We start from the raw sequence: 25,839 nt of genomic DNA, 5'->3' as shown, positions 1-25,839 counted from the left end.
AGGAGGGCAGGATGCACTGTCCGTCATGTCATACATTGAATCGTGAACATGCAAAGTTTTGTAAAGGCTGTGGTCAGGCTCTCCCCACAACGACAGTCGACACGCCTTCGACGACCCGGGAAGCCTCCGCTGAAGCCGTAGAACAACAGGTCCTGTCTCCCGCTCCTGAAGCGCCAGAGACACAGGTAGTAGAAGAGCCCAACGAGCAGCCAGCAACAGATGAGGCTCAGCAGGAGTCGGTCGAGCCCTCCTCTGAGGCCGCACTAGAGGAAGCCAACGCGTATCCGACACAGATTCTGACGCCGAACAAGATGAAAGAATACCATGTGCGCAAATGGGAACGCGAGCTTGAGCGCGAACGAGAGCGTCACGGTGAATACGCCCAGGAACAACAGGATATCGCAGAGGCCCCGAGTGCTCAGACTCCCTCTCCCAAAGAGGAGATGCAGGAGCCAGAAAGCGCCGAACAGCACATCCCGCCTCAGGAGGAGCCGCAAGCCGAGCAGCCACAAGCAAACGCAACACAGCGAGAAGAAACACAGGCACCTTCTGTAGAGAGCCTGGAAACATATGCAGCGGTGCCAGCAGGCACGGCTACGACTACAACAACGGAAGAGGTCATAATGGAGCAGGTAACACCACCTTCTGACGACAATCAGGCACATACCGAGTATGAGCAGTCCCAACCAGCCGAGCCAGAAATCACGGAGGAGAACCCGGAAGGGTTGATTCCACCACCGCCACCCCCTTCGGCTGAAACGACTGAGGAGAGCACCACGTTCCCGGTCCTATCCATCGGGACGGTGCTAAAGGAGCGGTATGAGGTCGCCGAGGTGCTGGAGATCACACAACATGAACATGTCTATGAGGTGCTTGATCGCCAGAGCTATCGTCGATGCTGGAACTGTGGCTCGGATAAGAACACAGAAGACGATGACTTCTGTATGGATTGCGGTGCTGAGCTGCGCAACGCCTCGTATATCCTGCGTGAGTTCGCGGCTGATATGCCTCCTATCGAGGATACCCGGCTCAACAATACGATGTTAGACACCTTTGTCGAGAACAACCAGACCTACATTATCGAACATCAGCAGGATCTTCAGCCAGCGTTCCCGAACGGCATTGCACTGATCGCAGCCTGCGCCTCAGATGCAGGTAACCTGCGCCGCGGTGATCCCAACGAAGACAGCACGCTCGTGCTTCACCTACAGCGCGTACATGAGTCCATTGCCTCGACAGCAGGAATCTTTGTGGTCGCTGACGGCATGGGCGGTCACGACAATGGCCAGCTTGCCAGCCGCATCGCGATCAGCACGATGGCAAACCAGATCACACAGGCGCTGCTCCTGCCTCCTCTTGAGACCGAGCAGCAGGGCCAGGTCGCGGAGAAGGCCGAGAGCGAGGCACTAGACGCACTGCTAAATCGAGCCGTGCAGGAAGCCAATAACGCCATCTACCAGGTCAACCAGAAAACAAATACGGATTCCGGCTCAACTATGACCGGTTTTATGATTGTTGATGATTATGCGTATATTCTTAATGTAGGGGATAGCCGTACCTATATGTTGCGTGACGGCAAACTCTATAAGCTCACCACAGATCATTCTCTGGTCGGGCAGCTTGTCGCCGGTGGTCTGATCGAGCCAGACGAGGTCTATAGCCATCCACAGCGCAGCCAGATCTACCGCAGTCTGGGCGATAAGCAGAATGTACAGGTAGATATCATTCATCAACAGCTCCATCCCGGTGATATTCTGTTAAGCTGTTCTGACGGCCTATGGGAGATGGTTCGCGATCCGCAGATTGAAGAGATTCTGAATCGTTCAGCCGATCCGCATACCGCCTGTAAGGAATTGATTGATGCAGCAAATATAAACGGCGGAGAAGACAATATAAGCGCTGTCGTTGTTTTTGTGCGATAAGCAGGTATGATATACTAGGGGCAGCCGAACGCGAAAGGAGCTAAAGAGACTATGCCCGGAGAGGTAACGTTTACTTCCCAGGTAGGGAAAGAATATATGCCAGTCACTGGCGGTAGCCAGGTTGCATACGTCCTGTGTGAAGCCAAACCAACTGATGTTGTGGCTCAGGTTCGTATGCCGCTGAACTTCTGTTTGGTCATTGACCATTCCGGCTCGATGAAGGGCGCGAAACTGCGCAATGTCAAGGAAGCCGTGAAGATGGTCATCGACCGTCTGGAGCCAACCGATTACATTTCAGTTGTGATTTTTGACGACACGGCTCAAGTGATCATTCCCTCAATGCCCGCCAATGACCCCATTGGCATGAAAGCGGCCATCGACCGCATTCAGGACGCTGGTGGAACAACCATGTCTCTCGGCATGATTCAGGGACTGGGAGAGCTGCGCCGTTGGAATATCCCCAATGCCGTCAGCCGCATGATCCTGCTGACCGATGGTGTCACCTACGGCGATAATGACCGCTGTCGCCAGCTCGCACGTGATGCAGCCGCAGCCGGAATCTCCATCTATCCGCTTGGTATCGGGGCAGACTGGGATGAGAATCTGCTTGACGAAATCGGTCAGTTGAGCGGTGGTATGCCCGCCGAATTTATCCGCACCCCGGCCGATGCCATGAGCATCTTCGAGCAGCAGGTACAGAGCGCGGTTGCGGTCGCGGTCCGTAACACAACCATGACCCTCAACCTGCCCGCTGGCGTCTCACCACGCCGCGCTGTCAAAGTGCTTCCGATCATTCAAGATCTTGATCCCTCGACGCTTTCAGACCGTCGGGTTGTTGTGCCACTGGGAGATCTGGAAAAAGATACCCCGCAGGCCGTTCTGATTGAGCTGATGATTGAGCCCCGCCCCGCCGGACTATTCCGTATTGCACAGGCCGAGCTCTCCTATGATGTGCCCATCAGCGGCCTGGTCGGTGAGCGCATACGCGAGAATATCACTGTCACCTTCACCAGTGATGCCAATCTGATCAGTCAGGTGAATCCAAAAGTCATGAACTTTGCCGAGAAAGCGCAGGCCAATCGCCTCGTTACGCGCGTGCTTGACGAATACAAGCGCAGCGGGAAAGTGACAACCAAGCTGTCGCCCAACGTCACCAGAGTGCTTGACGCCGAGACACAGCAAGCGATTGAGAAGATCAATCAGGGCCAACAGATCTCGGCAGATCAGGTCAAATCGATCGGCAACAAGACACGTAAGCTCACACAGCGCCTTGATGACCTGCTCCCCTGACGACAGAGGCAGGGGAAACCCTGTTCCCTGACAGGGGCATCAATCGTTTATATAGCGTGTATACGTGAACAAACTCAGGAGAATCAGCAGGAGACTGTACAGATACGCAAGGCCAGAAAGCTCCGTTCCTGAGAAGGCGGGAATGCATGGGCCTCCCTGTCGAAAGCAAAGCAACAGAGTGGTCCTGTCGGACAGACAGAACCAACGGTTCCGGCGGATCGTGAAACGCTTCTGGTCACCTGGCCTCTCTACGCTGTCTCGCAAAGACAGCCGAGCACGCCACATGGATGGAGGAAGTATCCCCCGCCTGGAAGTGGGCGGTGTGTCAACGACTCAGCAACCGGTTCAAGGAGCAAACCGTAAGATAAGAGAGGCCCGTCTGGTTCTCCCGAGAAAAGAGATTTACCAGCAGTTGCCATACATTACAATGTACGAAAGAGGAAGGATAATAGCATCATGCCAGTACGCTGTTCTTTAGGACATGAGAATCCAGATGGCTCCGCCTTCTGCGATGAGTGCGGTGAGCCTCTGGGGAATGCGCCTGCCGCATCGACAGCAGCTCCAGAGCCTCCAACCCCACCAGCAGCCAGCCAGGATGCAAACCAGGGTGCAAGCCAGATCTGCCCTTCGTGTGGTGCAAGCAATCCGGCAGGTGAGGCCTTCTGCTCCAACTGTGGAGTGAGCTTGCAGGGTGCCCCCCAACCGGTCGCACAGCCTGCTCAGCCTCAGGAGCCACTGGCACCACCGGCACCAGAACCGCCCGATGTTCAGCCCGCTCCGGCAGCCACGGGCACAGGCCTTCAGGCCCGCCTGATCGTTGAGGCCGACAATCAGGAATTTGACCTCAGCGGCAAAGATAATATTACGATTGGACGCGAGGATGCAGTCAGTAACATCTATCCCGACGTCGATCTGACGCCACATGGCGGCGAAGAGGGAGGCGTCTCACGCCTGCACGCTCGCATCTTTGTGCAGAACGGCAAGTACATGCTGGAAGATGAGAGAAGCACCAATCGCACCTATCTCAATCGCCAGCGCCTTGAGGAGAAAACGCCTGTCGAGCTGCATGACAACGACGAGATTCGACTGGGACATGTCGTGTTACGTTTCAAAACCCCCTGATCGGGAAACAGCTCTGTCCGATTATAGCATTTGACAGTATACTTATTACTCGCTATAATCTTTGGGATATCCGAACTGGGAGGATTTTTGGTCAATGAAACGTACCTGGCAACCAAAGCGCATCCCGCGCAAACGTGAGCACGGCTTTATGAAGCGTATGGCGACCCGCAATGGTCGTCGTGTGCTGAAGGCCCGCCGCGCAAAAGGGCGCTGGAAACTGACCGTCTAACATAAAGGCTTCAGTCCACCGTGGCTCTTCAACGTGCTTTACGTTTAAAGAAAAGTGCAGATTTCATGCGAGTAAGGCAGCAGAGAAGAAGTGTTTCCTCTCGGCTGCTTATCCTCGCATGGGCACCGAATAACGTTCACCACACCCGTATAGGCTTCGTAGTGAGCAAACGAGTTGCTCGCAAAGCAAACATACGCAATTATCTGAAACGGCTATTGTCAGAGGCGATCCGACCTCACCTTAATTTTTTGCCAGAACAGACCGATATAATTATTAGTGTACGGCAGACGGCAGTTCAACTCGATCCACAGACACAAAAACAACGTGTGGCCGTGAATCTGCGTATACTACAGAAAGAACTTGTATACGTGTTACGTAAGGCGCATCTACTCGCACCTTCTCAATCAGGAGAAGTTCGGCAGAGTAATCAGGCGTAAGGTTACAAACCGTGAAATATATCGCTCTCGGTCTCATTAAACTCTACCAACACACGCTGTCGGTGATCCTGCCCTCATCGTGTCGGTTTACACCCTCATGTTCCCAGTATGGGTATGAGGCAATTCAACGTTTTGGCTTTTTACGTGGTGGCTGGCTTACCATCAAGCGGATAGGCCGTTGCCATCCCTTCTATCACGGTGATCTCTATGATCCGGTTCCGGAAACACTGGGCGGGAAACTAGAGCGAGGAAGGCAGGAAGAAACTCGTGTTTGAATTTATTGGCGCATTTTTTGATATGATATTCGCCAGGCCCATCTTTAATGGATTGATGCTCTTATATCATCTTTTCGGAGATCTGGGCCTCTCCATTATCGTTCTGACGATTATCATTAAGCTCGTCCTTTTCCCGCTTACGATCAAGCAGCTCAAGTCGTCAAAGGCGATGCAGCAAATCCAGCCGGAATTGAAGAAGCTGCAAAAGCAGTACGCCAGCGACCCGCAAAAGATGATGCAAGAGACACAGAAATTGTACAAGGCCGCAGGCGCCAGCCCGATGAGCGGCTGTCTCCCCACCCTGGTACAGCTTCCTGTGCTCTACGGTCTCTACTATGCCGTCTATGGTGCATTTGGCCAGCACGGTTCCTCTGCGACCCAGTTGCTCAAAGCAATCAACGACCGACTGTATGCCTGGGTCCCCCACTTCACTACCCCGGTTAATTTCCACCTTGATTGGCTGACCTTTATCAGTCCCGTGCTGTCAGTCGACCTTTCCAAGCCAAGCCCGGTGCTGGCGATTCTGGCTGGTCTGGCAACTTTTGTCTCGCTGCGCATGAGCATGCCAAAGCAGAACAAGCAGGCAGACAAGGATAAGAAGACGCCAGAAGATCCAATGGCCCAGTCGATGAAGATGATGCAATACATCTTCCCGTTCATGACCGCCTTCTTCGGCTTTACGTTCCCGGCAGGGTTGGCGCTCTACTGGACCATTTCGTCTGTCTTCCAGGCAGTTCAGCAGTACTTTGTCACCGGTTGGGGCTCACTGCTTATCGGCACTCCCAAAAAGCCAGAGGTGAAACCGGCCGTCGAAACACTACCCGCTTCCACAGTTGAAGCCAATGGGCGCGAAGGTTCCCAGGCAAAGAGTGGCAAAGAAGTTCCGGTTGCAGCCGAGAAAAGCTCGTCAACCAGCACACTTCGCTCAAATGCCCACAATGCGACCGGAAGTCAGCGCCGCTCGCGGAACAGTGCCTCAGCGCGCAGACGCAACACGCAGCGTACCCATCGCTAGTACAAACGCTGAGACTATTCCAACAAAATAAGGTATAATGCAAAAAGGTCCCCTCCTGTGCGCTATCCGCTGGGAGGGGATCGTATCCCTTGCAGGTAAAGGAAGCAAGCGAAGTGCTAAAACACCCTCCTGAGAGATCGGGCACCGGAAAAAGGACCCTTGATCCTGCTATCTCTTGTGTGATTATATCTTTCTGGTGACACCGGGTGCGCTTCAGGCAAGAATCTGTTACAATATTCATCACACAGGCTGCAATTATAGACTCTAGTTCTTTACTTAGGGAGGCAAGGAAACTGTGGAAAGTATCGAGGCTAGTGGCAAAAGTATAGATGAAGCAATACACCAGGCTCTTTTACGTCTGGGCAAACGCCGGGACGAGGTTGACATTACGGTCTTGCAAGAGCCTGTGCGTGGTACTTTTGGCATAGGGAGCAAAGAGGCGCGAATCCGGGCCACCGTTCGCTCGACCCCCACGACCTCTGGCGCTGTCATCACACCAGAAATGGCCGACGCCATTCTTGGCCCGAGTAGTGATGATGATGAACTCTATGACCATGATGAAATGTACCTTGAGGATGAGGCTGACGATGAGTATGAGGACGATGAGTACAGCGATGAAGCGGAGGAAGAAGAGGAGGAAGAGGAAGCTACAGAGGAGGAACATGCTCCATTCCTGGCCTCCAGCAACTTTCCCGGTGTTGCCGCTGCCGCGTCTGCTGAAAAGAACTCAGAACTGCCTTTCATCGAAACCCCATCCCGCGAGGATGTTGAGATTACGGTCGATGTGCTTCAGCATATTTTACGCTATATGAATATCCGGGCCACCGTACAGGTGCGCTCTACCAGCCCGCTGACACTCAACATTCATGGCATCAATGAGAATCTTGGCCTGCTCATCGGTCGCCGTGGTGAGACGCTGGCAGCACTTCAATTGCTGGTTAACCTGATCGTTGCCCATCTTACTGGCCATCGTCTCCGCATTATTGTCGATGCTGAAAATTACCGCGTACGACGTGAGGAGAACCTGCGCTCTCTGGCTCTACGTGTGGCACAACAGGTGCGCAGCTATCGCCGTTCTATCGCGCTGGAAGCCATGCCACCGCATGAACGCCGAATCGTTCACCTTGCGCTTGCAGATAGTGCAGATGTCACAACAGAAAGTATCGGCGAAGGCGATGAACGTCGCGTCGTTATCTCTCTCAAACGTCCCGGCAGGTAATTTTCGGTTTTCTTCTCGCAGGGCGACCCCCCTGCATATATAGCTTTTTGTTGTATCAGAAGCTTTTTCCGGTCGGTCGCCCTCCCACACTTCAGTTTAAAGGGCCTGATCTATGCTACCGGTTCCAGATTTTCTTACTATCGGTCATGTATCGAAAGACCTACGCCCTGACGGTACTTACACACTCGGTGGTACCGTTACTTATGCTGCTCTTACTGCACAGCATCTGGGCCTTGCGACCGGTGTGATTACGTGCGCCGACCCGAATATGTGCATTGAGCTCCCTTCTCACCTACCGGGTATCGCGTTACATATTCGTCCGTCTTCCGTCACCACAACCTTTATCAACCAGTACACGGAGGGCGTACGGATACAGTATCTTTGCGCTCGGGCCGACACATTTGAAGCCCGTGACGTCCCCGAAGCCTGGCGGAATACTCCGATCGTCCTTCTGGGCCCACTCGCTCAGGAGCTTCCTACAGACTTCGCCTCCCTGTTCCCCCGGCGCCCGGATGCGCTGATCGCTGCCAGTCCACAGGGCTGGCTCCGCCAGTGGGATGCTGATGGCCGCATCTGGCCCACAGCCTGGCACGATGCCCCGAAAGTTCTTTCTTCTCTCGACGTTCTGATCCTGAGCTACGAAGATATTCTGTCCTCTAATGGCAACAGCCGCGAGGAAGCAGATGCCCTTTTCAGCGAGTGGAGTACGATGGTGCCAATTCTTGTCGCCACTGAGGGCAGATATGGCGCGACCCTTTTCCACGAAGGTCAGACAAAACAGTTCCCGGCCTATGAAGCAGAAGAGGTTGACCCGACCGGCGCAGGCGATGTCTTCGCTGCCGCCTTCCTGATCCACCTTTCAAAGAATGGTGATCCCGAACTGGCGGTCGAGTATGCCAATTGTGTTGCGTCGTTCTCGGTTCAACAGGAGGGAACAAAGGGTATCCCGTCCCTGAGCATGATTAATCGTGCGTTCAGATCACAAAGCAGGAAAGAGTAGTGTTACGATAAAGGGGGAGCCGAACGGCTCCCCCTTTATCGCTTTGCTAACTGCCTGCCTGACCTACAGTTCCCACACTTTCGCGTTTGAATAGACCACCTCAGCGGTCGCTTCATTCATATTGGTGATGCTCATCACACCGATTCTGCCATTCGTATGAGATGAATCGCTCATTCTATTGACTAAAGTCCCATTCACATAGAATTGCAGGCTTTCGCCCTCCGCCACAACGCTGATTTTATTCTCTCCATTTTGCTGGAAAGAGGGTACGCTATCCCCGCTTGCGAGCAGGATGATATCGGAGTAGACCCCCATCCCCTTGATAATATTATAGCCTTTAGATGAGACCAGGAAAGCGTACAACTTGCCTCCGTTCACGTTGGCCCGGAAATAGATACCTGCCCAACTCCCCTCAAGCAGCTTTGCGGTGATCTCATAGGTAAAGTTCGAGAACTGCTTGCTTTCCCCACAGAACGTGGCTGCATCCGATTTGACGTGCACATGGTAGCCATCCTGCTGGAAAGCGCAATCCCCGTTCACATCCCACTCGGCCTCATTCTTGTTGAGCGGCTGATTCAGGACCAGCTTTGTGCTGAATGGATAGGTTGATTTCACTGCGGTAGCCGTCTGTACAACGCTGGTTGCGGTCGCATTTTTGTTATTTGTCTCTGTTACCTGGGCCTGGTAGGAGAAAAAGGCAAAAATCAGACTCCCGAAGAGCACCAGGACCAGCACAGCGCAACATGCCAGAAAGATCGTTTTCCCAGGAGAGCGACGCGGCTGCTGCCGATACGGCTGTTGATATCCATACGGGTATGGCGGTGGCATCCCCGGGCCCTGCTGTGGAAACACACCAGAAGGAGCGGGATACTGTGGCCCACCTGATTGCGCCGGGTAGCCCCACGGCTGCGACCCGCTGACCGCCATCATTTCTTCGGGTGGTGGGCCGAAGCGCTCGCTATAGACGTGATCCTGCTGCACCGAGACAACCTGCGGAAACGCTGCCGGGCCATTCTGTGGTGTGGCAACCGGGGAAACAGGCGGTGTTGGAGCTACCGGAGCTTGCTGCACGCCTCCCCGGGGAGGCATCCTGCGTACCGTCACCTCGTCCACAGAAGATCCCTGTTGCTGCTCTTCCGACGGTGATGCGGGCGAGATTCGCTGTGTCTGCTCCGCGGAGGCAGCCACCACAGACTGTTCTTCCGACGGTGATGCAGGCGAGATTCGCTGTGTCTGCTCATTATTCACGGAACCAGCAGGCTGCGCCGGAACCACTCTCTGTGTCACCTCTTCTACGGGTGTTGCCCCGGTATATCCTTTTTCTTCAATGACGGGCTTGTGTGTGCTTACGGGTCTGAAGGTAGCCTCGCTCGGCGTCGTGGGGACTTCCTGCTGAGTAGCCTGCGCCGCATAAGGGGGAACTGCTTTGCTGGTTGGTTCCTCGGTCGAGAGCGTTTCCTGCTCGCGGCTTCCCTGTGGCAACTCAGACGCCTGCTCGGGATACTGCCGCGCCTCTGCCTGCGGGCTCTGCTCCTGAACTGGATTATCCCCCGAGCTCTGCCGTTTTTGAGTCTCTGGGTTCACGTCCATGCCTGCATGAACTCCTTCTAAAACAGATAATAGAAAAAAAAGAGAGCGTCTCTATTGCTTATAGTTGTTCTATTATTATACCAAATTCTGCGGAACGACTGGAAAGCAAGTGGACATACGGGGCACCCTTCACGCTCAATCTCATGCCACAGTAATGGATTCCTGATCTTGTGTTATATTGTTCTTGAAAACAAAATCTGCTATAGTGACAAGCGATATCTAGCTGCGCACAGCGTCTGCTCACACCAGCAGTGCGCAATGGGAGAAAAAACACCTATGTCAACGCAGGACAATGCGGTCAATCAACTGAAACGTACTCCTCTTTATGAAGAACATCGTTCCCTGGGAGCTCGCCTGGTTGAATTTGGCGGTTGGGAAATGCCCGTCCAGTATAGCGGGATTCTCCAGGAACATCAGGCCGTTCGTACAAAGGCCGGTCTGTTTGATGTCAGTCATATGGGAGAGTTCAAGGTTGAGGGAAAAGACGCCGAAGCCTTTTTACAATATCTGGTGCCAAATAATGTCGCTCGCCTCGCGGTCCATCAGGCGCTCTATACACAGCTCTGTAATCCCGAGGGAAACACACTCGATGACCTCCTGATCTACCGACTGAGCGAAGAGCATTTTATGCTGGTCGTCAACGCGGCGAACATTCAAAAGGACCTTGCCTGGATTCAGGGACACGCGACCAAGTTCGCCAGCGTAACCATCACCGACCAGTCTGACACCACCTCGCTGCTTGCATTACAGGGTCCGCTCGCACAAACCATTCTTCAGCCTCTTACCTCCACCGACCTCTCTGCCTTGAAGTATTATCACTTTCTGCCAGGACAGGTGGCCGGCTATACATGTCTTATTTCACGTACCGGATATACCGGAGAGGATGGTTTTGAGCTGTACTGCTCCTCGGCTGACGTGGTTGCACTCTGGCGCAAGCTCCTGGAGGCCGGTCAGCCTCATGGTCTGCTTCCAGCCGGTCTGGGCGCCCGCGATACGCTCCGCCTGGAGGCGGCTTATTGTCTGTATGGGCACGAGCTTGACGAGCAGACCAATCCGCTGGAGGCCGGGCTTGGCTGGACGGTGAAACTGAAAAAGCCGGGCGAGTTCATCGGTCGCGCAGCCCTGGAAAAGGTCAAAGCCGAAGGGCTCAAGCGCAAGCTGGTCGGCGTTGAGATGATCGAACGAGGAATACCGCGCGGAGGCTACGCCCTGTATGCCAGTGATCAACAGATCGGCATCCTGACCAGTGGCGCCCCCGGACCAACAGTACAGAAGAATATTGGTCTGGGCTATGTAGAGACTCCATTCGCGGTTGAAGGCACACAGATCCAGGTCGATATACGCGGCAAGCGTGTTGCGGCTCAGATTGTTGCGCTCCCCTTTTATAAACGCGCACAATAGAAATAATACACCTACTTTTTTGAGAGTAAGGAAGGGAGATTCATCGATGGCAAGCCTGAACCATCCTGAAAACCTGAAATATACAAAAACTGATGAATGGATTCGCCTTGAGGGTGATGTTGCTGTGATCGGCGTGACCGATTACGCGCAAGACCAGCTTGGCGATATCGTCTATATCGAACTCCCCTGGGACGGTGGCGAGCAGTTTGACGCTGGCGCAAAGTTCGGTGACATCGAGTCAGTGAAAGCGACTTCTGAGCTCGTTTCCCCGGTCAGCGGTCAGGTGATCGAGGCAAACGCGGAGTTGAAAGAGCATCCCGAACTGATCAATGATAGCCCTTATGAACAGGGCTGGATGCTGAAGATCAAGCTGAACGATCCTTCCGAAGTTGATCAACTGCTGAGCGCAGAAGACTATCTGCGGCACCTTCAGGGCCGCTAATTCCTGCTCCGTCTTCCTCGCCTCCTGACACATCCAGGCGAGGAAGGCCCTCCCTCAGTTGCAGGCCGAAAAACTCCCCTATGCTCCTCTTCTAGCCCAAATGGGGGGTACGCAATTCATGTATTCTCTTTTTGGCTATGCCAGACAATTATGAGATATAATCAAGGGGTCTGATAGAGCACAGCTCTGTTCCCCACCCACAAATTGAGTATCAATGGGTGCCTGAAATACTTTTTTACAGGAAAAATGCTTTACCGTTTTTCCAGATATTTTTTGTGCTTATTCAAAGATAGATATCTACCTTGCATTCAGAAACACCATATGTTGTGTAACGTTTGCCCGCAGTGAATGCCGCTGAATGCCCAAAGGTAAATACAAAAAGCCAGAGCAGCACCCCCACCAGGGGTGTTTCTCGATCTCCCGGAGTGTTTTATCCATGAGTTATGTACCAAATACACCGGAAGAGCAGCAGGCGATGCTAGAGAGCATGGGCCTCTCGTCGTTAGAGGACTTGCTGGCTCCTGTTCCAGCCAATGTCCGGCTCAATCGCCCTCTTGACCTTCCAGCCGCCCTCTCGGAACCCGACCTGCGCCGTGTGGTAACGAGGATGGCCGCGAAAAATCGCAACCTTGACACTGCTATCTCTTTCCTGGGGGCCGGTACTTATGACCGTGCGATCCCGAGCGTAGTCCCCCACCTGCAACGCCGCTCGGAATTTGTCACTTCCTATACACCATATCAGCCTGAAGTCAGCCAGGGGATGCTGCAAACCATCTATGAGTTTCAAACGATGGTCTGTCAGATCACCGGTCTGGATATAGCAAACGCCTCCCTCTATGATGGCGCGACCGCAATGGTTGAAGCAGTCTTTATCGCGCTTGGTCCGGGCGGTAAGGGAGAGGTGGTTATCTCTGCTGGCGTCGATCCCCAGTACCGCCGCGTCCTGCAAACATACGCCTTTGCCCGCGGCTTTACGGTGAAAGAGGTTCCAACCCGCAATGGTGTGACCTCCCTTGAGGAGCTCGATGCAGCGGTAACAGCCACAACAACCGCCGTGGTGGTCCAGCAGCCGAACTTCTTCGGCTCTATCGAAGATATGCAAGCAATCGAGAAAATCGCCCACAAAGGGAAAGGCGTCTTTATCTCGGTCGCAACTGAGCCCGCCTCTTTCAGTGTGCTTGCCCCTCCGGGTGAATACAACGCGGATATCGCGGTTGGCGAACTCATGAGCTTCGGGAACCCCATGAGCTTTGGCGCTCCGGCCCTCGGTTTCATGGCATCCAAACAGAAATTCATGCGCCTGCTGCCGGGCCGCCTCGTAGGCCAGACGGTAGAAGAAGGCGGCGACAAGCAAACGGGCTATGTGTTGACTCTTCAGACCCGCGAACAGCACATTCGCCGCGAACGCGCAACCTCCAATATCTGTACCAATCAGTCGTTGCTTGCGGTCGGCGCAACAATCTATATGGCAGCGATTGGCAAGCAGGGCTTCCGTGAACTCGGTCAGCTCTGTTTGCAGAAAGCGCACTACGCCTTCCGCCAGATCACCGCCCTGCCCGGTTTTGAAGCTCCCTTCGCTGCTCCCTTCTTCGACGAATTCGTGATCAAATCCCCCGTCCCGCTTGCCCGCCTTGAAGAGGCCTTTACTCAGGCTGGAATCGTCGGCGGCTATGCGCTGGACAAAGACTATCCAGACATGGAAAACTGCATGCTCTTCTGCGTCACGGAGACGCGCACCAAAGAAGAGATTGACTATCTGGTATCCGTTCTGAAGGAGGTGCAGGCATGAGCGTAGAGAAACTCATTTTTGAAAAGGGCGCCCCCGGTCGCCGCGCCAGCAATATGCCTGCAATGGATGTCCCGACCGAAACCATTGAAGATCTGGTGCCTGCTCACCTGCTCCGTCAGGAAGAGGCGCCGCTTCCCGAGGTCAGCGAAATCGAGGTAGTGCGCCACTACACTCATCTCTCACAGCGCAACTTCGGTGTTGATACCGGCTTCTATCCGCTTGGTTCCTGTACTATGAAGTACAACCCAAAAGTGAACGAGGATATGGCCGGGCTGCCCGGGTTCGCGCATATCCACCCGCTTCAGCCCGCTGAGCAGGTGCAGGGCGCGATTCAACTGGTCTATGAGCTGGAACAGTATCTCGCGGAGATCGCTGGCATGACTCGCGTCACCCTGCAACCCTCCGCAGGCGCTCATGGTGAGTTGACCGGCCTGATGCTGATCAAGGCCTATCATCAGAGCCGGGGCGAAGGTCACCGTCATCTGGTGCTGATCCCGGACAACGCTCACGGCACCAACCCGGCCAGCGCAACCCTCGCAGGCTACAAGTCGGTTGAGCTGAAATCAGACAAGGCAACCGGCGGCGTGGATATGGATCACCTGCGCCAGATCCTGGATGCACACGCGAACGATATCGCGGCAATCATGTTGACCAATCCCAATACGCTTGGTCTGTTTGAGGCGAATATTCTGGAAATTGCCCGTCTCGTGCATGAGGCAGGCGGCCAGCTCTACTATGATGGTGCGAACGCAAACGCGGTTATGGGTATCACTCGCCCCGGTGATATGGGCTTTGATGTGGTGCATTTTAACCTGCATAAGACGTGCAGTACTCCTCATGGTGGTGGCGGCCCCGGTGCTGGCCCTATTGGCGTAAAAGAGCATCTGGTTCCCTTCCTCCCCGGTCCCCTGCCCGCGAAGGACGAGCAGGGACGCTACTACTGGCAGGAGGTGGGGCCGCAGTCAATCGGCAAGGTACGCGCCAATCTGGGCAACTTCGGCGTACTGGTTCGAGCATACACCTACATCCGCTCCAATGGCCCCGATGGCCTGCGTCATGTCTCGGAGAGTGCGATCCTGAACGCCAACTACGTCAAGCATGGACTCTCAGAGGATTACGAGATCTATTATCCTCATATCTGTCAGCACGAGTTCGTGGCAACAGCACGCCGGCAGAAGGAGGAATCAGGCGTCACGGCAATGGATATCGCGAAGCGCCTGCTCGATTTCGGGATGTACGCGCCTACAACCTACTTCCCGCTGATCGTGCCCGAGGCGTTGATGATCGAGCCAACCGAAACAGAGACACGCGAGACGCTGGATACCTTTATCGCGGTGATGAAGCAGATTGCAGAGGAGGCCCGCACCAATCCAGAGCTTGTGAAAACGGCTCCCCACACTACGGTGGTCGGGCGCCTTGATCAGGCACTGGCAGCGCGTAAGCCCAATCTGCGCTGGACACCCGGTCAGGAAGTCACGCACTAAGGCAGAACCTGTTGAAGCCATCCAGTTGCTTGCTGGATGGCTTCTTTGCTCTCTATGAGACGGCGGGTAGCTCCGGTTGTACCTCGGCCAGATATCGTTCAATACGCTGCTGGGCGATCAAACAATACTTCTCGTTGAGTTCAAAGCCAAGCACCTTCCGCCCGTTTTGGAGCGCCGCGACCGCGGTTGTCCCCGATCCCATGAACGGATCAAGTACCAGCTCACCCGGGTGAGAACATGCCTTGATAATACGGTCGATCAGCGCAAGGGGAAACTGCGCCGGATGGGCTGTTCGCTCTTTTGAACTGCGCTTCTGCCCGGATGTGACCTTCGGAATTTGCCAGACATCCGAGGGATTCTTCCCGAGTGGATTACATTTCAGCTTTCCGTTTTTCTTTTGAAAAGGGTATTTTACGTCTTTATCTCGTACAGCATCCAGGTTAAAGGTATAGTGTTGTTCCGACTTGACATACCAGAGAAATTTTTCGTTGCGCGGCGAGAACCGTTTGCGCGTATGCAGGCCCGCTCCGTAGTTCCAGACAACTTCCTGCACAAAATAAAAGGGCGAGCGATCCCAGAGTAAATAGGGGATAGGCACCGCCTGTGCTCGATGAGGGATTGAGAGATACCCGAGGTTTAACCAGAAAGCGCCATTTGTGCGAGTCAGGCGATGAATCTCCTCCATCCAGCACTGGCACCAGTATAAATAGTCGTCTAAAGGCAATGGCTGTTCGTATTCTTTGCCAATATTGTAAGGAGGGCTGGTAACAGTAAGGTCTATAAACGGCTCGTCCAGCTTTTGCAGCGCCGCCAGACAATCCATCTGATAGAGCAATACAGCCTCATCCTCAAAAAAAGGCTCTCCCAGCGCCTCCTTTATTGCCTTAAAGTACACGTCAAAATACCCTCCATATCTCTTTGCAGCTTATTTCTGCCCTTTCATATGAATATGTGGCTCTATTGTTGTCAATTATACCGTTAGCTCGGACAAACTGATAAGGTGTTCCCTTAGCGTGCGTCTCGGGCGGGTATTGGCGACAGGAAGCCAGCGTTCCTGTACAGACAAAAAGCTGTACCTGCCATTGCTCAGCAGGATCAGTCACCAGTTCAAGCTGATGCAGGGTCCCTTCGCGCTCCTGAACCTTAAAGGCGCTCCTGGTCTGCCCGCACTTGAACGAGCCGCCAACGTCGAGCGGGTAGAGCATTGCCGTGACATGCCCCTCACCTCGACAGCTCAAACGAACTGCCCAGATACCAGAAACACGCAGCCCTAGCCTGTTTAACACCGCGCTCCCTTTTCCATGAAACACTCGAATCTCTTTCCAGTGTACCGCTGGCTCTCCACAGCCAGTCAGCAACAGAACAAGCAACAGCAGGCTCCATACTATGCGCATCTCAAACCCTCCTTCCCTTTTGCGCTGTTCACCCGCAGTTTGTTATGATAAAGGACATGAGTACATCGGTCTTCTTTCATGGTGGCACACTGGTCTTACAGGGAATCGGCTCCGACGCCTGCCCACCTGCTCCCTTTCGGTTTATCAAGGGACGTTGGCGCTGTGAGGCCTATCACTATAGTACGCTGGTTCCCTGGTTCCGGGAGCAGAAAATCCGCGACTCTGTCCCCCGCTGGCACACGCTGCATCTGACACTGCATGAACAGCGCGAACCTCATGATTATCAAACGGAGGCGCTGGCGGCCTGGGAAAAGGCCGGGCGACGCGGCAGTATTGTGCTTCCAACCGGCGCCGGGAAAACCTTTATTGCACAGCACGCAATTCACCGTGCCAGATGTGCGACCGTGGTTGTTGCTCCCACGATTGACCTGCTTCACCAGTGGTACAGTCGCCTGACAAACGCCTTTCAGACCGAGATCGGTGTCTATTATGGAGGCGAAAAGAAGATCTTGCCGTTAACTGTCACCACCTATCACTCAGCCGGAGACCTGATCGCTGAGGCAGGCAATCACTTTAAGTGCATTATTTTCGATGAGGTACACCATCTTCCTGCGCCCTCATGGAGCGAGACCGCGCTGATGGCTCCGGCTCCACTCCGTCTGGGTTTGACCGCTACCTATCCCGACGCGCAAGAACAGACAAACGGACGGCGCAGCCTTGAAGACCTGCTCGGCCCGATTGTCTACACGAAAAAGATCGATGAACTGGTAGGGCTGCAACTGGCCGAGTATCGTACAGAACGTATTCGGGTGAACCTGACAGCCGAGGAACGCGAGCGCTATGACCGGGATCACAAGCTCTACACAGACTATATCAACACTCAGCGCCTTCCGCAGCGCTATGGTCCTGATTGGCTGCTGGAATTGATGCGGCGCTCAACGCAGGATCTCGCAGCACGACGAGCACTCCTTGCTCGTCAGCATATGCTCCGCTTGATCGGGCAGTGTGCAGAAAAGTTTCAGGCTCTCGAAGCCTTGCTGCATGAATACAGCCAGGAGCGCGTACTGATCTTTACCGAACAAAACGCCACAGTATATGAGCTGTCACGCCGCTTTTTGATTCCGGCTATCACCCACGAAACCGGCGCCGCCGAACGCAAGCATATTCTGGATGGCTTCCGTGAAGGTCAGTATCGGGTGATCGCAACCTCTCGTGTGCTCAATGAAGGGGTTGACGTGCCCGAAGCCAAAATTGCGGTCGTGCTTGGCGGCACCTCGGGCGCACGCGAATACATTCAGCGGCTTGGACGCGTGTTGCGCAAAGTCGAGAACCGACAGGCACAGCTCTTTGAGATCATCGCCCGGAAAACGCTTGAAGAGGGTCGCGCCCAACGCCGACGCGCCCACTGGAAGAAGAGAGAGGGATAAGACCATGCTGACCGCTGATCTGGTTCGGCCACGACTCCGACTTCGAGCCAGAGACCTTTCAATTGATGTAGTGGACACCACAGATCCGCACTGGCTGACCACAGCAGGCGAGCTGATTTCCCTGTTCAAACAGCAGACCGGACGGCCACGAGAGAGCTGGAACGCAGCACTTGAACAATATGAAAGTGATCGCACGGACTACCTGACCATTCGCGGTCTGGCAAAAGTGCTGACCGACGCCGCAAGCTTCGAGCCACGCCCGACGCCGAAGCCACCCCTGGTCTTGCGTGAGCGCCTCTTCTCGTACGGTCCGGTCTTCTCCAAACCATCCCTTTTCGGCCAGAAGACCCGCGAAGAAATCTTACAGGCCAGTGCGCACGATCTGGGAATTGATGCCACCCAGATTGACACAGCGCTCTTTGCGGACCGTCCCGCTGCGTATTTGCTCACCTCGCCCGGGCCGGATTGGACCCCGGAACAACTGTTGAGCCGCTACAACCTGGAACTGGCTCGCGGTGTTCTCTACTGGGCAAGCCAGGTGCAGATCAAGGTACACGGCGGCTATAAAGATCTGTGGAAGTATCTCAAGCTATTTAAGCTCATGTTTGTGGCACACCCCTTACAGTCCGGCTATCTGTTGGAGCTGGATGGGCCAATCTCGCCGTTTGTCTCGGCAACCACCCGCTACGGGCGACAATTTGCCGCCTTTCTGCCCGCGCTCCTGCACTGCGATCAGTGGAGTCTTGTCGCCACTATCCACCTGCCCCAACAACCACCCGTCACCTACCGGCTGGATCACACAATGCCGCTCCATTCCCACTTTAAGCGAAGCGGACTCTTTGATAGCCGCCTGGAGGCCGATTTTGCACACGAGTTTGAAGAGAAGTTCGGCAGTGAGCGCGGACAATGGCAACTCAGCCGTGAAGATGAGGTACTGCTTCTGGGCGATACCGTCATGATTCCCGACTTTGCCCTGACCCATAAGCGCAAGGGGCATCGCGTCCTGATTGAGCTGGTGGGTTTCTGGCATCCCGACTATCTGCGGCGCAAGGTCGAAAAGGTGCGTGCTGCCCGCTGTCAACATCTACTGCTACTCGTCTATGAGGGCGTGAACCTCAGTGGAGAGGCGCTGCAAGATGTCCCCGGGGAAGTGCTCTACTTCAAACAAAAGCCCGTCCTGAAAGAGGTAATGGCAACCGTTGAAGCGCTCGCCACTCGCGTCTATGAAACGTCGGAGCAGAGACACCACCAATGAATTTCAATCTCTCTTTCCACCCGATATACAGGCAGGGAAAGAGGTTAGAACGCCTCGCAGCTCAGAAAAAAGCTTGACTTTCTAGTTTTTCTTCCTATACTATACAGTATACTGAATATTGAAACGGAGACAGAAATGAGTGCTCTGGAAACAGATGGCTTTCTTTCGCAGACAGGAAAAACAACTCTCGCGATCGCTCGACTTCTGCTTGCTTATAACCAGGGAGACCGCATTCCAAGAGTAATGGATCTTGCACGCGAACTGAAGGTCGGGAACGGCACTGTTCAGGAAGCGTTGAACTGCCTGACCCGTACCGGAGCGATCCGGATAGAGGCCAGAGGTTCACGGGGAACCAGCATTACAGAGATCGACTATCAGCAGCTCTGGCGCTACGCGGGCAATGATTGGATTGTTGGCTCAATGCCGCTGCCCTACACGCTGCGATATGAAGGGCTTGCAACCGCATTACACGCGCAGATGGAAGAGACCGGGCTTCCTTTCAATATGACCTATCAGCGCGGTGCTTTGACACGGGGGGAGATGGTGCGCAAAGGTCATTACCATTACGCCGTGATGTCGCTGCTGGCCGCAGAGCACTTTATCAAGCAGAATCCAGATGTCTCCATTATCACACAGTTGCCGGTTCACACCTATCTGATGGAACACATTCTTGTTTCCGCGGTCCCCCGAGATCAGATTCGACGAATTGGCGTTGAACCGGTTTCGCTTGATGAACTTCTGCTGACAGAGGAGGAGCTGCGCATTCATCCCGAATGGAAGACCGTAGCCATCAATCGGCTTCAGGTACTGGATGTTCTGCAAGAAGGACTCTGTGATGCACTGATCTGGAACCGGGATGGGCTTCCCTCAGTTCTCCCCGCCGGAATAGAGATCTTTCCACTCGAAGGTGACAGCAAAAAACGCGATAGCGCCACACAAGCCGCTATTGTTGCCCTCAAAGATGCTCCCGTGCGCAAAGTTCTGATGAGTATTTTTTCACCGGAAAAGATCACCGCCATTCAGCAAGAAGTGTATCAGCGTCAACGGCTGCCGCTCTACTAGGGACAGCACCAGAAAACAGGAGGTTCGATGGATCAAACAATCCAGGAGCGCCTACAGCTATTCGAGCAGGAAGAAATCGTTGCGCCTGCCATTGCAGGATTTGTTCGGAATATGCTTCTCTGGCTTGAGGAGCGCAGCAAACACCCCTGCACAGAGGAAAGCGCCGGAACACTGGCCAGCCACCTGATGATGGCATTAGAGCGCGTACGCAAAGGTGAAGGATTAGGCGACACCTGGGATCCCGATGTACACCAGGAGGCGCTACAGCTCTCCATCCTGCAACCGTGGGCAGAGCATATTCGCGCTCAGGCTCAGCAGGAGCTTCACCTGAGCCTGCCTGATGAGGAAGTGGACTTCCTTCTGCTTCACCTGGGCGCCTTCTTCTTACACTACAATGACCCGATGCTTGAGAATATCGGCGCATCATAGCGCCTATCCGTCAAGGGAAAGGACGTCAAAGAACCTGAACAGATCATCGAAGATCATTTGTCTTCACTTGATACGGGAACCTCTAGAACAGAAAAGATAGGAGCGAAGAAGCTATGTTAACAATCTATGTAGGTGGTGTAGGCAAAGTTGACGTCAAGCGGCTTCTAGAGCAGCGCCGCAGCCCGGATCTCAAGATTATCGCAAGCAGCGACCTTGAGGCGGGTCCGGCCATGAAACGCAACAAAGACGCATATTATATCGGAACCTGCCATACAGGAGCGGGCGCATCTCTCGGTGCAATGCTTGCATTTATGGGAAGACAGAAATGTCATACATTCGGACGCCAGAGCAAACTGACGACAAAAGATGTACATTCATTGCTTGATTCTGGTGTACGGGCTTTTGGCCTCTCCATTGACCAGATCAACGCCATTGTCCCTGTTCTGGTTGATGGCCTTCAGTCGTACAAGGAGAAGGGAGGGGCATCATGACCCTCCATCTTCCCCCTCTCGTTATCATTTTCACGATTCTCTGCACTGCCTTTGCCTCACTGCTCTCTCACATGGCACTGGCAGTCTTTAACGACGGTGTGCGCCCGTTCCTGCTGGATTTCCACCAGGGAGAGCTCAAACGCCCGCAGATGTCGTCCATCGCGTTCGGACTGTCAGCAGGCTTTATCTTCGGTCTGGGCGTGCCGATCGCCTTCTCTTCGAGCGTGCTGAACCCGTGGCTTCTGTTCTTGCCATCAGATATCCTGGGCATTATTTCGCCCAAGAAATGGCTTGCTCCGATCCTGGGCGCGGCCTGGGGGGCCATTGTCGTTTTCAGTCTGGGAGCTGTTACTTCAGCCGCAACCAGCCTGCCAGTGAACTTCCTGGACGCAATGCAGCAGATGTCGACCCCGATTCTCTATCTGTTTGCATTCTTCCCCTCGGTTGCCATTGCAATGCAGTTCGGGAAACTGCGCGGCTCAATTGCAGCGATTATCAGTTTTGCGGTCATGCTTGTCATCATGAAGTGGGTACCGGCTATTAATCCTGGTGCAGCCGCAATGGCAGCAGGCATGATCATCCTGGTTATCATCGCTATTTTTCAGGAGTTCAAAAACCGCAAGGAAGCCAAAGCCGAGGCCGGTGAAGAAGACGCGGAAGATGTGGAGGACGAGACGGACTCTATCTTTGCAGCCAACGCGAAGCGCCTGCGCAAATACCTGCCCATGTTTATGGTTATGGGCGCTCTGCTGGCCGTTCTGGTTAATACGCATAAGTTTGGAGGCGGTGAGGCGACCAGCTACCTGCTGGCAAAAGGTGATTATGCAAACGCCGCACAGGTCGACTTCTATCGTGCACTTGGCTTTATCCCGCTGGTAGTCACAACCGCTGTGGCTTCGGGCGCCTATCAGATCGTCGGCTCGACCTTGATCTATCCGATCGCCTATCTCCTGCCAAACCCGATTCTGGCAGCCATTGTCGGCGCGCTGCTCTTTGGCCTTGAGGTCTTTGTCCTGAGCTACCTTGCAAAAGGACTATCGAAGCTCAGCACCGTCCGTGATGCCTCGGATACAATCCGTAACGCGATCACATTGACGCTTGAAGTCGCGATTCTCTTTGGCTCGATCGCCGCAGGAAACGCGATGGCGGGAGGCATTGGCATTGCCGTTGTCGGTGGTATTTACGCGCTCAACGAAGCCTTTGGCCGCCCCATCGTGCGCATGGCAGCGGGACCAGTTGGTGTGATTATCGCCGGTATTCTCTTTAATATTCTGGCATATGCGCATCTCTTCACACCGCTAGCTGCCAAGTAAAGAAAGCACACACACGCCTTTGCCAACCAGTCACAGTGCAACGAGGAGAACGATGTCTACAATTATGATACAGACGGCTGCGGGACTGCAACCGCTCAATGATGGAATCATTTACGCACATGAGCATCTCTGCATCGATTTGACGACCGAGCGCGATCAAGCCGGAAAGCTCGATCAATTCGACGCTATCATCGAGGAGGTCAGCGAGCTTAAGCGCCTGGGCGTTGCAGCCATTCTTGAGCAAACCTGCCTGGGAATGGGGCGCAACGTGGCTCGCCTTCGGGAGATTCAGGAGGCAACCGGCGTACAGATCATTCCCGCAACAGGCTATTATCATAAGGGATTCCACCCGCCATTTCTGGCGACCGCAACCATAGATGAGATCGCTCACACGCTCGAACAGGAGCTACTTACTGGCATGGATGGCACAGGCGTGCGCCCCATGTTGCTTGGCGAAATTGGCGGAACCGGCTCTCCTCCCTTCCCGGAGGAGGCCACCGTCTTTCGAGCAGCCGCACAGGTGGCGCGAAAGTATCCTGTACTGGTCACAACCCACGCCCACCTGGGAACCGGGGGTCAGGATGAGCTCGATCTGCTCCTTGAGGGTGGCGTTGAGCCAGCGCGCATTCTAATCGGACACCAGGATCTCTGTCCGTCGCTGGATACTCTTCTCCACATCGCCGAGCAGGGGGCCTATCTTGGCTTTGATACAGTGGGTAAGACCAGCTACGCGCCAGACGAGCGCCGCGTTGAGTATATCAAGGCATTTGTTCAGGCAGGGTTACACCATCGCATCCTGCTCTCCTGTGACATCTCACGTAACCCGTACCTCCGCAAGAATGGTGGACAGGGCTATGCCTATCTCATTCAGACCTTCTTGCCCATGCTGCGCGCTGCTGGGGTCTCAGAAGAGGCAATTTATGCCATGACCGTTGAGAATCCTCGCGCCTTCCTTGCGGGTGCCGGCATTACGAAAGGATGATAGGGCATATGTTAACTGTTTCACGTCTTGCACCCTTAACATTGAATACTGCCCGCCAGCTCCAGGAGCGCCTGATAGAGGCCATCACCCGAGAATTTCAGGGGAACGAATGGCTGACACGGGGTGAACTGGGCGTTGGCATTGATGGACGCGGCAGTCAGTTCACACAAAAAGTCGAGCGGGTACTGGCTCGTCTCTTCCATACAGAAGATGCGGTTCTGGTCACCGGAGCCGGAACAGGCGCGATTCGTGCGGTTCTGTTCGCGATGCTTGCATCAGGAAGCCGGGTCCTGATCCATGATGCGCCTCTGTACTCCACCACAGGCGTTACCTTTCGGGCCGCGGGCTATCAGGCCGTGCGGGTTGATTTCAACAATCAGGAGCAGCTTCAACAGGCACTTGAATATGAAGAGGTTCAGGCCGTCTATATTCAGCACACACGCCAGCAGCTCAAAGATAGCTATGACCTCGCAACGGTGATTCGGCTTGTGCGAACCCATAAACCGAACGTACTGATCGTGATCGACGATAACTATGCTGTTGCCAATACCCCACAGATCGGTGTCGAGATGGGAGCCGATGCCAGCGCCTTTTCAGCCTTCAAGCTGCTTGGTCCTGAGGGAATCGGCATTGTCTGCTGCACCTCCGCGATCGGCGCACGTATCCGGGCCGATATGTATTCGGGAGGAACCCGTGTTCAGGGCTATCAGGCACAGGAAGTGTTGCTCGGCCTCAGCTCTGTTTTTGTTCAGAACGCGCTCACCCAGGAAGCAGCGACCGCTGTGGTTGAGCATATTCGCCAGCAGAAACCGGCAGGCATCAGTGAAGCCTGCATCGCCAATGTGCAATCTCCGGTCATTCTGGTTCGCTTCGAGCAGCCGATAGGACCCCGCATTGTTGAGCAGGCTGCCCGCTTTGGCGCTGCTCCCTTCCCGGTCGGCGCAATGTCACGCTATGAGCTCGTCCCTATGTTTTATCGCGTCTCAGGCACAATGATCGCTGAACTGGGAGAGGAAAACGCCCGCCACTGGATACGCATTAACCCGATGCGAGCCGGAGCCCAGACGGTCCTGGCAATTCTCGAAAAAGCGCAAAAAGAGGTAGAAAACCATGTTTCTTGACGCTGTCCGCAAACGCAATCCAGGGCTGATCCGCTTTGCAGCGCAATTGCACCGCGAGGGCATGATTCCGCCCAATACCTTCGTTATCGATAAGGGAGCCGTTCGCAAGAACGCCCACATGATCGCCTCCCGGGCCCATGAACTGGGTCTTAAGCTCTATTTTATGGCAAAGCAGTTCAGCTACGATGCAGAGATTATGGAGGCTATCCGCGAAAGCATCCCTTCTGCCGTTGCCGTTGACTGGATGGGGGCAGAGGCCATGATGGCACAACAGGTTCCAGTCAAACATGTGGGACACCTTGTCCCGATCCCTTTCCACACCATTCCCAAAGTGATGCAGCAGGCCCGCCCGGAAGTCTGGACGGTGCTTGATCTGGAAGCCGCAGCGGAGGTCAGCCGCATCGCCAGTGCACTCAATATTACGCAACCGGTTCTGTTGCGCATCACGGGTGATGATCTCTTTCCGGGACAGGAGGGCGGCTTCACATCCAAAAACGTTCAGGAAGCGGCAAAGCGCATCGCCGATATGCCCGGTCTGGAAGTTGCCGGTGTCACCAGCTATCCCTGTTTCGCCTGGGATGAGCAGAGCCTGAGCTATAAACCGACCTCGAATCTGGAACATGTGCAGATCGCCATTGAGCGCCTGAAGGCCGAGGGCTTTACGCTGAAGCAGATCAATTTGCCCGGCAACACCTCGCGCAGCGTTCTGTCACTGGTCGCGCAGTATGGCGGCACACATGGAGAGCCCGGCCATGCACTGACCGGCACCACACCGGAACAGAGCCAGGGGCATTGTGATGAGATTCCCGCGACGGTCTATGTTAGCGAGATATCCTCGATTGCTCCCGATCAAGCGCAGGTCTACGGCGGCGGCCTCTACCCTCGTGCCCATGCCCGGGGCGCACTCGTTGGAAGCAGCGTTGATGAGCTGGTTGAGCGAGAGCCCCTGCCAATCGAATTCCCACCCGCACAATATATCGATTATCAATGCACGCTAAAGCTTCCTGAGGGACAGCGCGTCCACTGCGGTGATACCGTGGTGATGTCCTTCCGCTTCCAGCTTTTTGTGTTGCGAAGCTATCGCGCTATTGTCGAGCAGGATGAGCACGGCACCTGGAAGCTTCTCTCATTTCACTGAGCATTATGTGGA

Annotated in this window: 25 protein-coding genes; 22 read left to right on the top strand and 3 right to left on the bottom strand. The window is 54.5% G+C overall.

The window, feature by feature from the left end:
* Positions 1-11: 11 nt before the first annotated feature.
* From KTH_RS24135 to KTH_RS24095, 9 genes are all read left to right on the top strand, one after another.
* Complete coding sequence (locus KTH_RS24135) at positions 12-1,922, top strand: protein phosphatase 2C domain-containing protein (protein ID WP_497621482.1); 1,911 nt, start codon at positions 12-14, stop codon at positions 1,920-1,922.
* A gap of 51 nt (positions 1,923-1,973) precedes the next feature.
* Positions 1,974-3,212, top strand: coding sequence for a vWA domain-containing protein (locus KTH_RS24130; RefSeq protein ID WP_111325469.1), 1,239 nt, complete (start codon positions 1,974-1,976; stop codon positions 3,210-3,212).
* Between the two features lie 456 nt (positions 3,213-3,668).
* Complete coding sequence (locus KTH_RS24125) at positions 3,669-4,334, top strand: double zinc ribbon and FHA domain-containing protein (RefSeq protein ID WP_111325468.1); 666 nt, start codon at positions 3,669-3,671, stop codon at positions 4,332-4,334.
* A gap of 94 nt (positions 4,335-4,428) precedes the next feature.
* Positions 4,429-4,563, top strand: coding sequence for a 50S ribosomal protein L34 (gene rpmH, locus KTH_RS24120; RefSeq protein ID WP_111325467.1), 135 nt, complete (start codon positions 4,429-4,431; stop codon positions 4,561-4,563).
* Between the two features lie 20 nt (positions 4,564-4,583).
* The gene (gene rnpA / locus KTH_RS24115; protein ID WP_497621480.1) at positions 4,584-5,000 is read left to right on the top strand and encodes a ribonuclease P protein component; all 417 of its coding nucleotides are present in this window, start codon (positions 4,584-4,586) and stop codon (positions 4,998-5,000) included.
* Between the two features lie 11 nt (positions 5,001-5,011).
* Positions 5,012-5,275, top strand: coding sequence for a membrane protein insertion efficiency factor YidD (yidD, locus tag KTH_RS24110; RefSeq protein ID WP_111325465.1), 264 nt, complete (start codon positions 5,012-5,014; stop codon positions 5,273-5,275).
* Positions 5,268-6,290, top strand: a complete 1,023-nt coding sequence (locus tag KTH_RS24105; RefSeq protein WP_111325464.1) for a YidC/Oxa1 family membrane protein insertase — start codon at positions 5,268-5,270, stop codon at positions 6,288-6,290. The genes yidD and KTH_RS24105 overlap by 8 nt, the downstream gene beginning before the upstream one ends.
* 295 nt (positions 6,291-6,585) lie before the next feature.
* A complete protein-coding gene (gene jag, locus KTH_RS24100; RefSeq protein ID WP_111325463.1) occupies positions 6,586-7,509 on the top strand; it encodes an RNA-binding cell elongation regulator Jag/EloR in 924 nt (307 codons plus the stop codon).
* A gap of 112 nt (positions 7,510-7,621) precedes the next feature.
* Positions 7,622-8,509: a PfkB family carbohydrate kinase gene (locus KTH_RS24095; RefSeq protein WP_111325462.1), complete on the top strand. Its 888-nt coding sequence runs from the start codon at positions 7,622-7,624 to the stop codon at positions 8,507-8,509.
* Between the two features lie 63 nt (positions 8,510-8,572).
* Here the strand turns inward: KTH_RS24095 and KTH_RS24090 are convergent, their stop codons facing one another.
* A complete protein-coding gene (locus KTH_RS24090) occupies positions 8,573-10,099 on the bottom strand; it encodes a 3-keto-alpha-glucoside-1,2-lyase-like domain-containing protein (protein WP_111325461.1) in 1,527 nt (508 codons plus the stop codon).
* Positions 10,100-10,375: 276 nt separating this feature from the next.
* On the opposite strand from KTH_RS24090, the gene gcvT reads away from it, so the two are divergent.
* The 4 genes from gcvT to gcvPB all read left to right on the top strand — a co-directional run bounded on the left by gcvT (position 10,376) and on the right by gcvPB (position 15,215).
* A complete protein-coding gene (gene gcvT / locus KTH_RS24085) occupies positions 10,376-11,500 on the top strand; it encodes a glycine cleavage system aminomethyltransferase GcvT (protein WP_111325460.1) in 1,125 nt (374 codons plus the stop codon).
* Positions 11,501-11,555: 55 nt separating this feature from the next.
* Positions 11,556-11,942, top strand: coding sequence for a glycine cleavage system protein GcvH (gene gcvH / locus KTH_RS24080; RefSeq protein WP_497623279.1), 387 nt, complete (start codon positions 11,556-11,558; stop codon positions 11,940-11,942).
* Positions 11,943-12,378: 436 nt separating this feature from the next.
* Positions 12,379-13,731 (top strand): aminomethyl-transferring glycine dehydrogenase subunit GcvPA, encoded by a 1,353-nt coding sequence (gene gcvPA / locus KTH_RS24075; RefSeq protein ID WP_497621476.1) that lies wholly within the window; start codon positions 12,379-12,381, stop codon positions 13,729-13,731.
* Positions 13,728-15,215 (top strand): aminomethyl-transferring glycine dehydrogenase subunit GcvPB, encoded by a 1,488-nt coding sequence (gene gcvPB / locus KTH_RS24070; protein ID WP_111325458.1) that lies wholly within the window; start codon positions 13,728-13,730, stop codon positions 15,213-15,215. The genes gcvPA and gcvPB overlap by 4 nt, the downstream gene beginning before the upstream one ends.
* 52 nt (positions 15,216-15,267) lie before the next feature.
* Here the strand turns inward: gcvPB and KTH_RS24065 are convergent, their stop codons facing one another.
* Complete coding sequence (locus KTH_RS24065; protein ID WP_497621474.1) at positions 15,268-16,110, bottom strand: DNA-methyltransferase; 843 nt, start codon at positions 16,108-16,110, stop codon at positions 15,268-15,270.
* A gap of 1 nt (position 16,111) precedes the next feature.
* Positions 16,112-16,609, bottom strand: coding sequence for a hypothetical protein (locus KTH_RS24060; protein ID WP_497621472.1), 498 nt, complete (start codon positions 16,607-16,609; stop codon positions 16,112-16,114).
* A gap of 56 nt (positions 16,610-16,665) precedes the next feature.
* Between KTH_RS24060 and KTH_RS24055 the strand changes: the two genes are divergently transcribed.
* From KTH_RS24055 to KTH_RS24015, 9 genes are all read left to right on the top strand, one after another.
* Positions 16,666-18,036, top strand: coding sequence for a DEAD/DEAH box helicase (locus KTH_RS24055; RefSeq protein ID WP_497621470.1), 1,371 nt, complete (start codon positions 16,666-16,668; stop codon positions 18,034-18,036).
* A 4-nt stretch (positions 18,037-18,040) separates the two neighbouring features.
* Positions 18,041-19,291, top strand: a complete 1,251-nt coding sequence (locus KTH_RS24050; protein ID WP_111325455.1) for a DUF790 family protein — start codon at positions 18,041-18,043, stop codon at positions 19,289-19,291.
* 135 nt (positions 19,292-19,426) lie between these two features.
* A complete protein-coding gene (gene yhfZ, locus KTH_RS24045; RefSeq protein ID WP_111325454.1) occupies positions 19,427-20,353 on the top strand; it encodes a GntR family transcriptional regulator YhfZ in 927 nt (308 codons plus the stop codon).
* A gap of 27 nt (positions 20,354-20,380) precedes the next feature.
* Positions 20,381-20,782, top strand: a complete 402-nt coding sequence (locus tag KTH_RS24040; RefSeq protein WP_111325453.1) for a PRD domain-containing protein — start codon at positions 20,381-20,383, stop codon at positions 20,780-20,782.
* 113 nt (positions 20,783-20,895) lie between these two features.
* Complete coding sequence (locus tag KTH_RS24035; protein ID WP_111325452.1) at positions 20,896-21,273, top strand: DUF2620 family protein; 378 nt, start codon at positions 20,896-20,898, stop codon at positions 21,271-21,273.
* The gene (locus KTH_RS24030; RefSeq protein WP_111325451.1) at positions 21,270-22,586 is read left to right on the top strand and encodes a YhfT family protein; all 1,317 of its coding nucleotides are present in this window, start codon (positions 21,270-21,272) and stop codon (positions 22,584-22,586) included. The genes KTH_RS24035 and KTH_RS24030 overlap by 4 nt, the downstream gene beginning before the upstream one ends.
* Positions 22,587-22,638: 52 nt before the next feature.
* Positions 22,639-23,568, top strand: coding sequence for a phosphotriesterase family protein (locus KTH_RS24025; protein WP_111325450.1), 930 nt, complete (start codon positions 22,639-22,641; stop codon positions 23,566-23,568).
* An 8-nt stretch (positions 23,569-23,576) separates the two neighbouring features.
* Entirely contained in the window at positions 23,577-24,689 is a 1,113-nt protein-coding gene (locus tag KTH_RS24020) for an aminotransferase class V-fold PLP-dependent enzyme (RefSeq protein ID WP_170142909.1), read from the top strand.
* A complete protein-coding gene (locus KTH_RS24015) occupies positions 24,679-25,827 on the top strand; it encodes an alanine racemase (RefSeq protein ID WP_111325448.1) in 1,149 nt (382 codons plus the stop codon). Before KTH_RS24020 ends, KTH_RS24015 begins: the two co-directional genes overlap by 11 nt.
* The last annotated feature ends 12 nt before the right edge of the window (positions 25,828-25,839 follow it).

This window comes from Thermosporothrix sp. COM3, from assembly GCF_059696735.1.
Note: the sequence above shows the minus strand (reverse complement) of the source record. Positions and strands in the feature narration are given on the sequence as shown.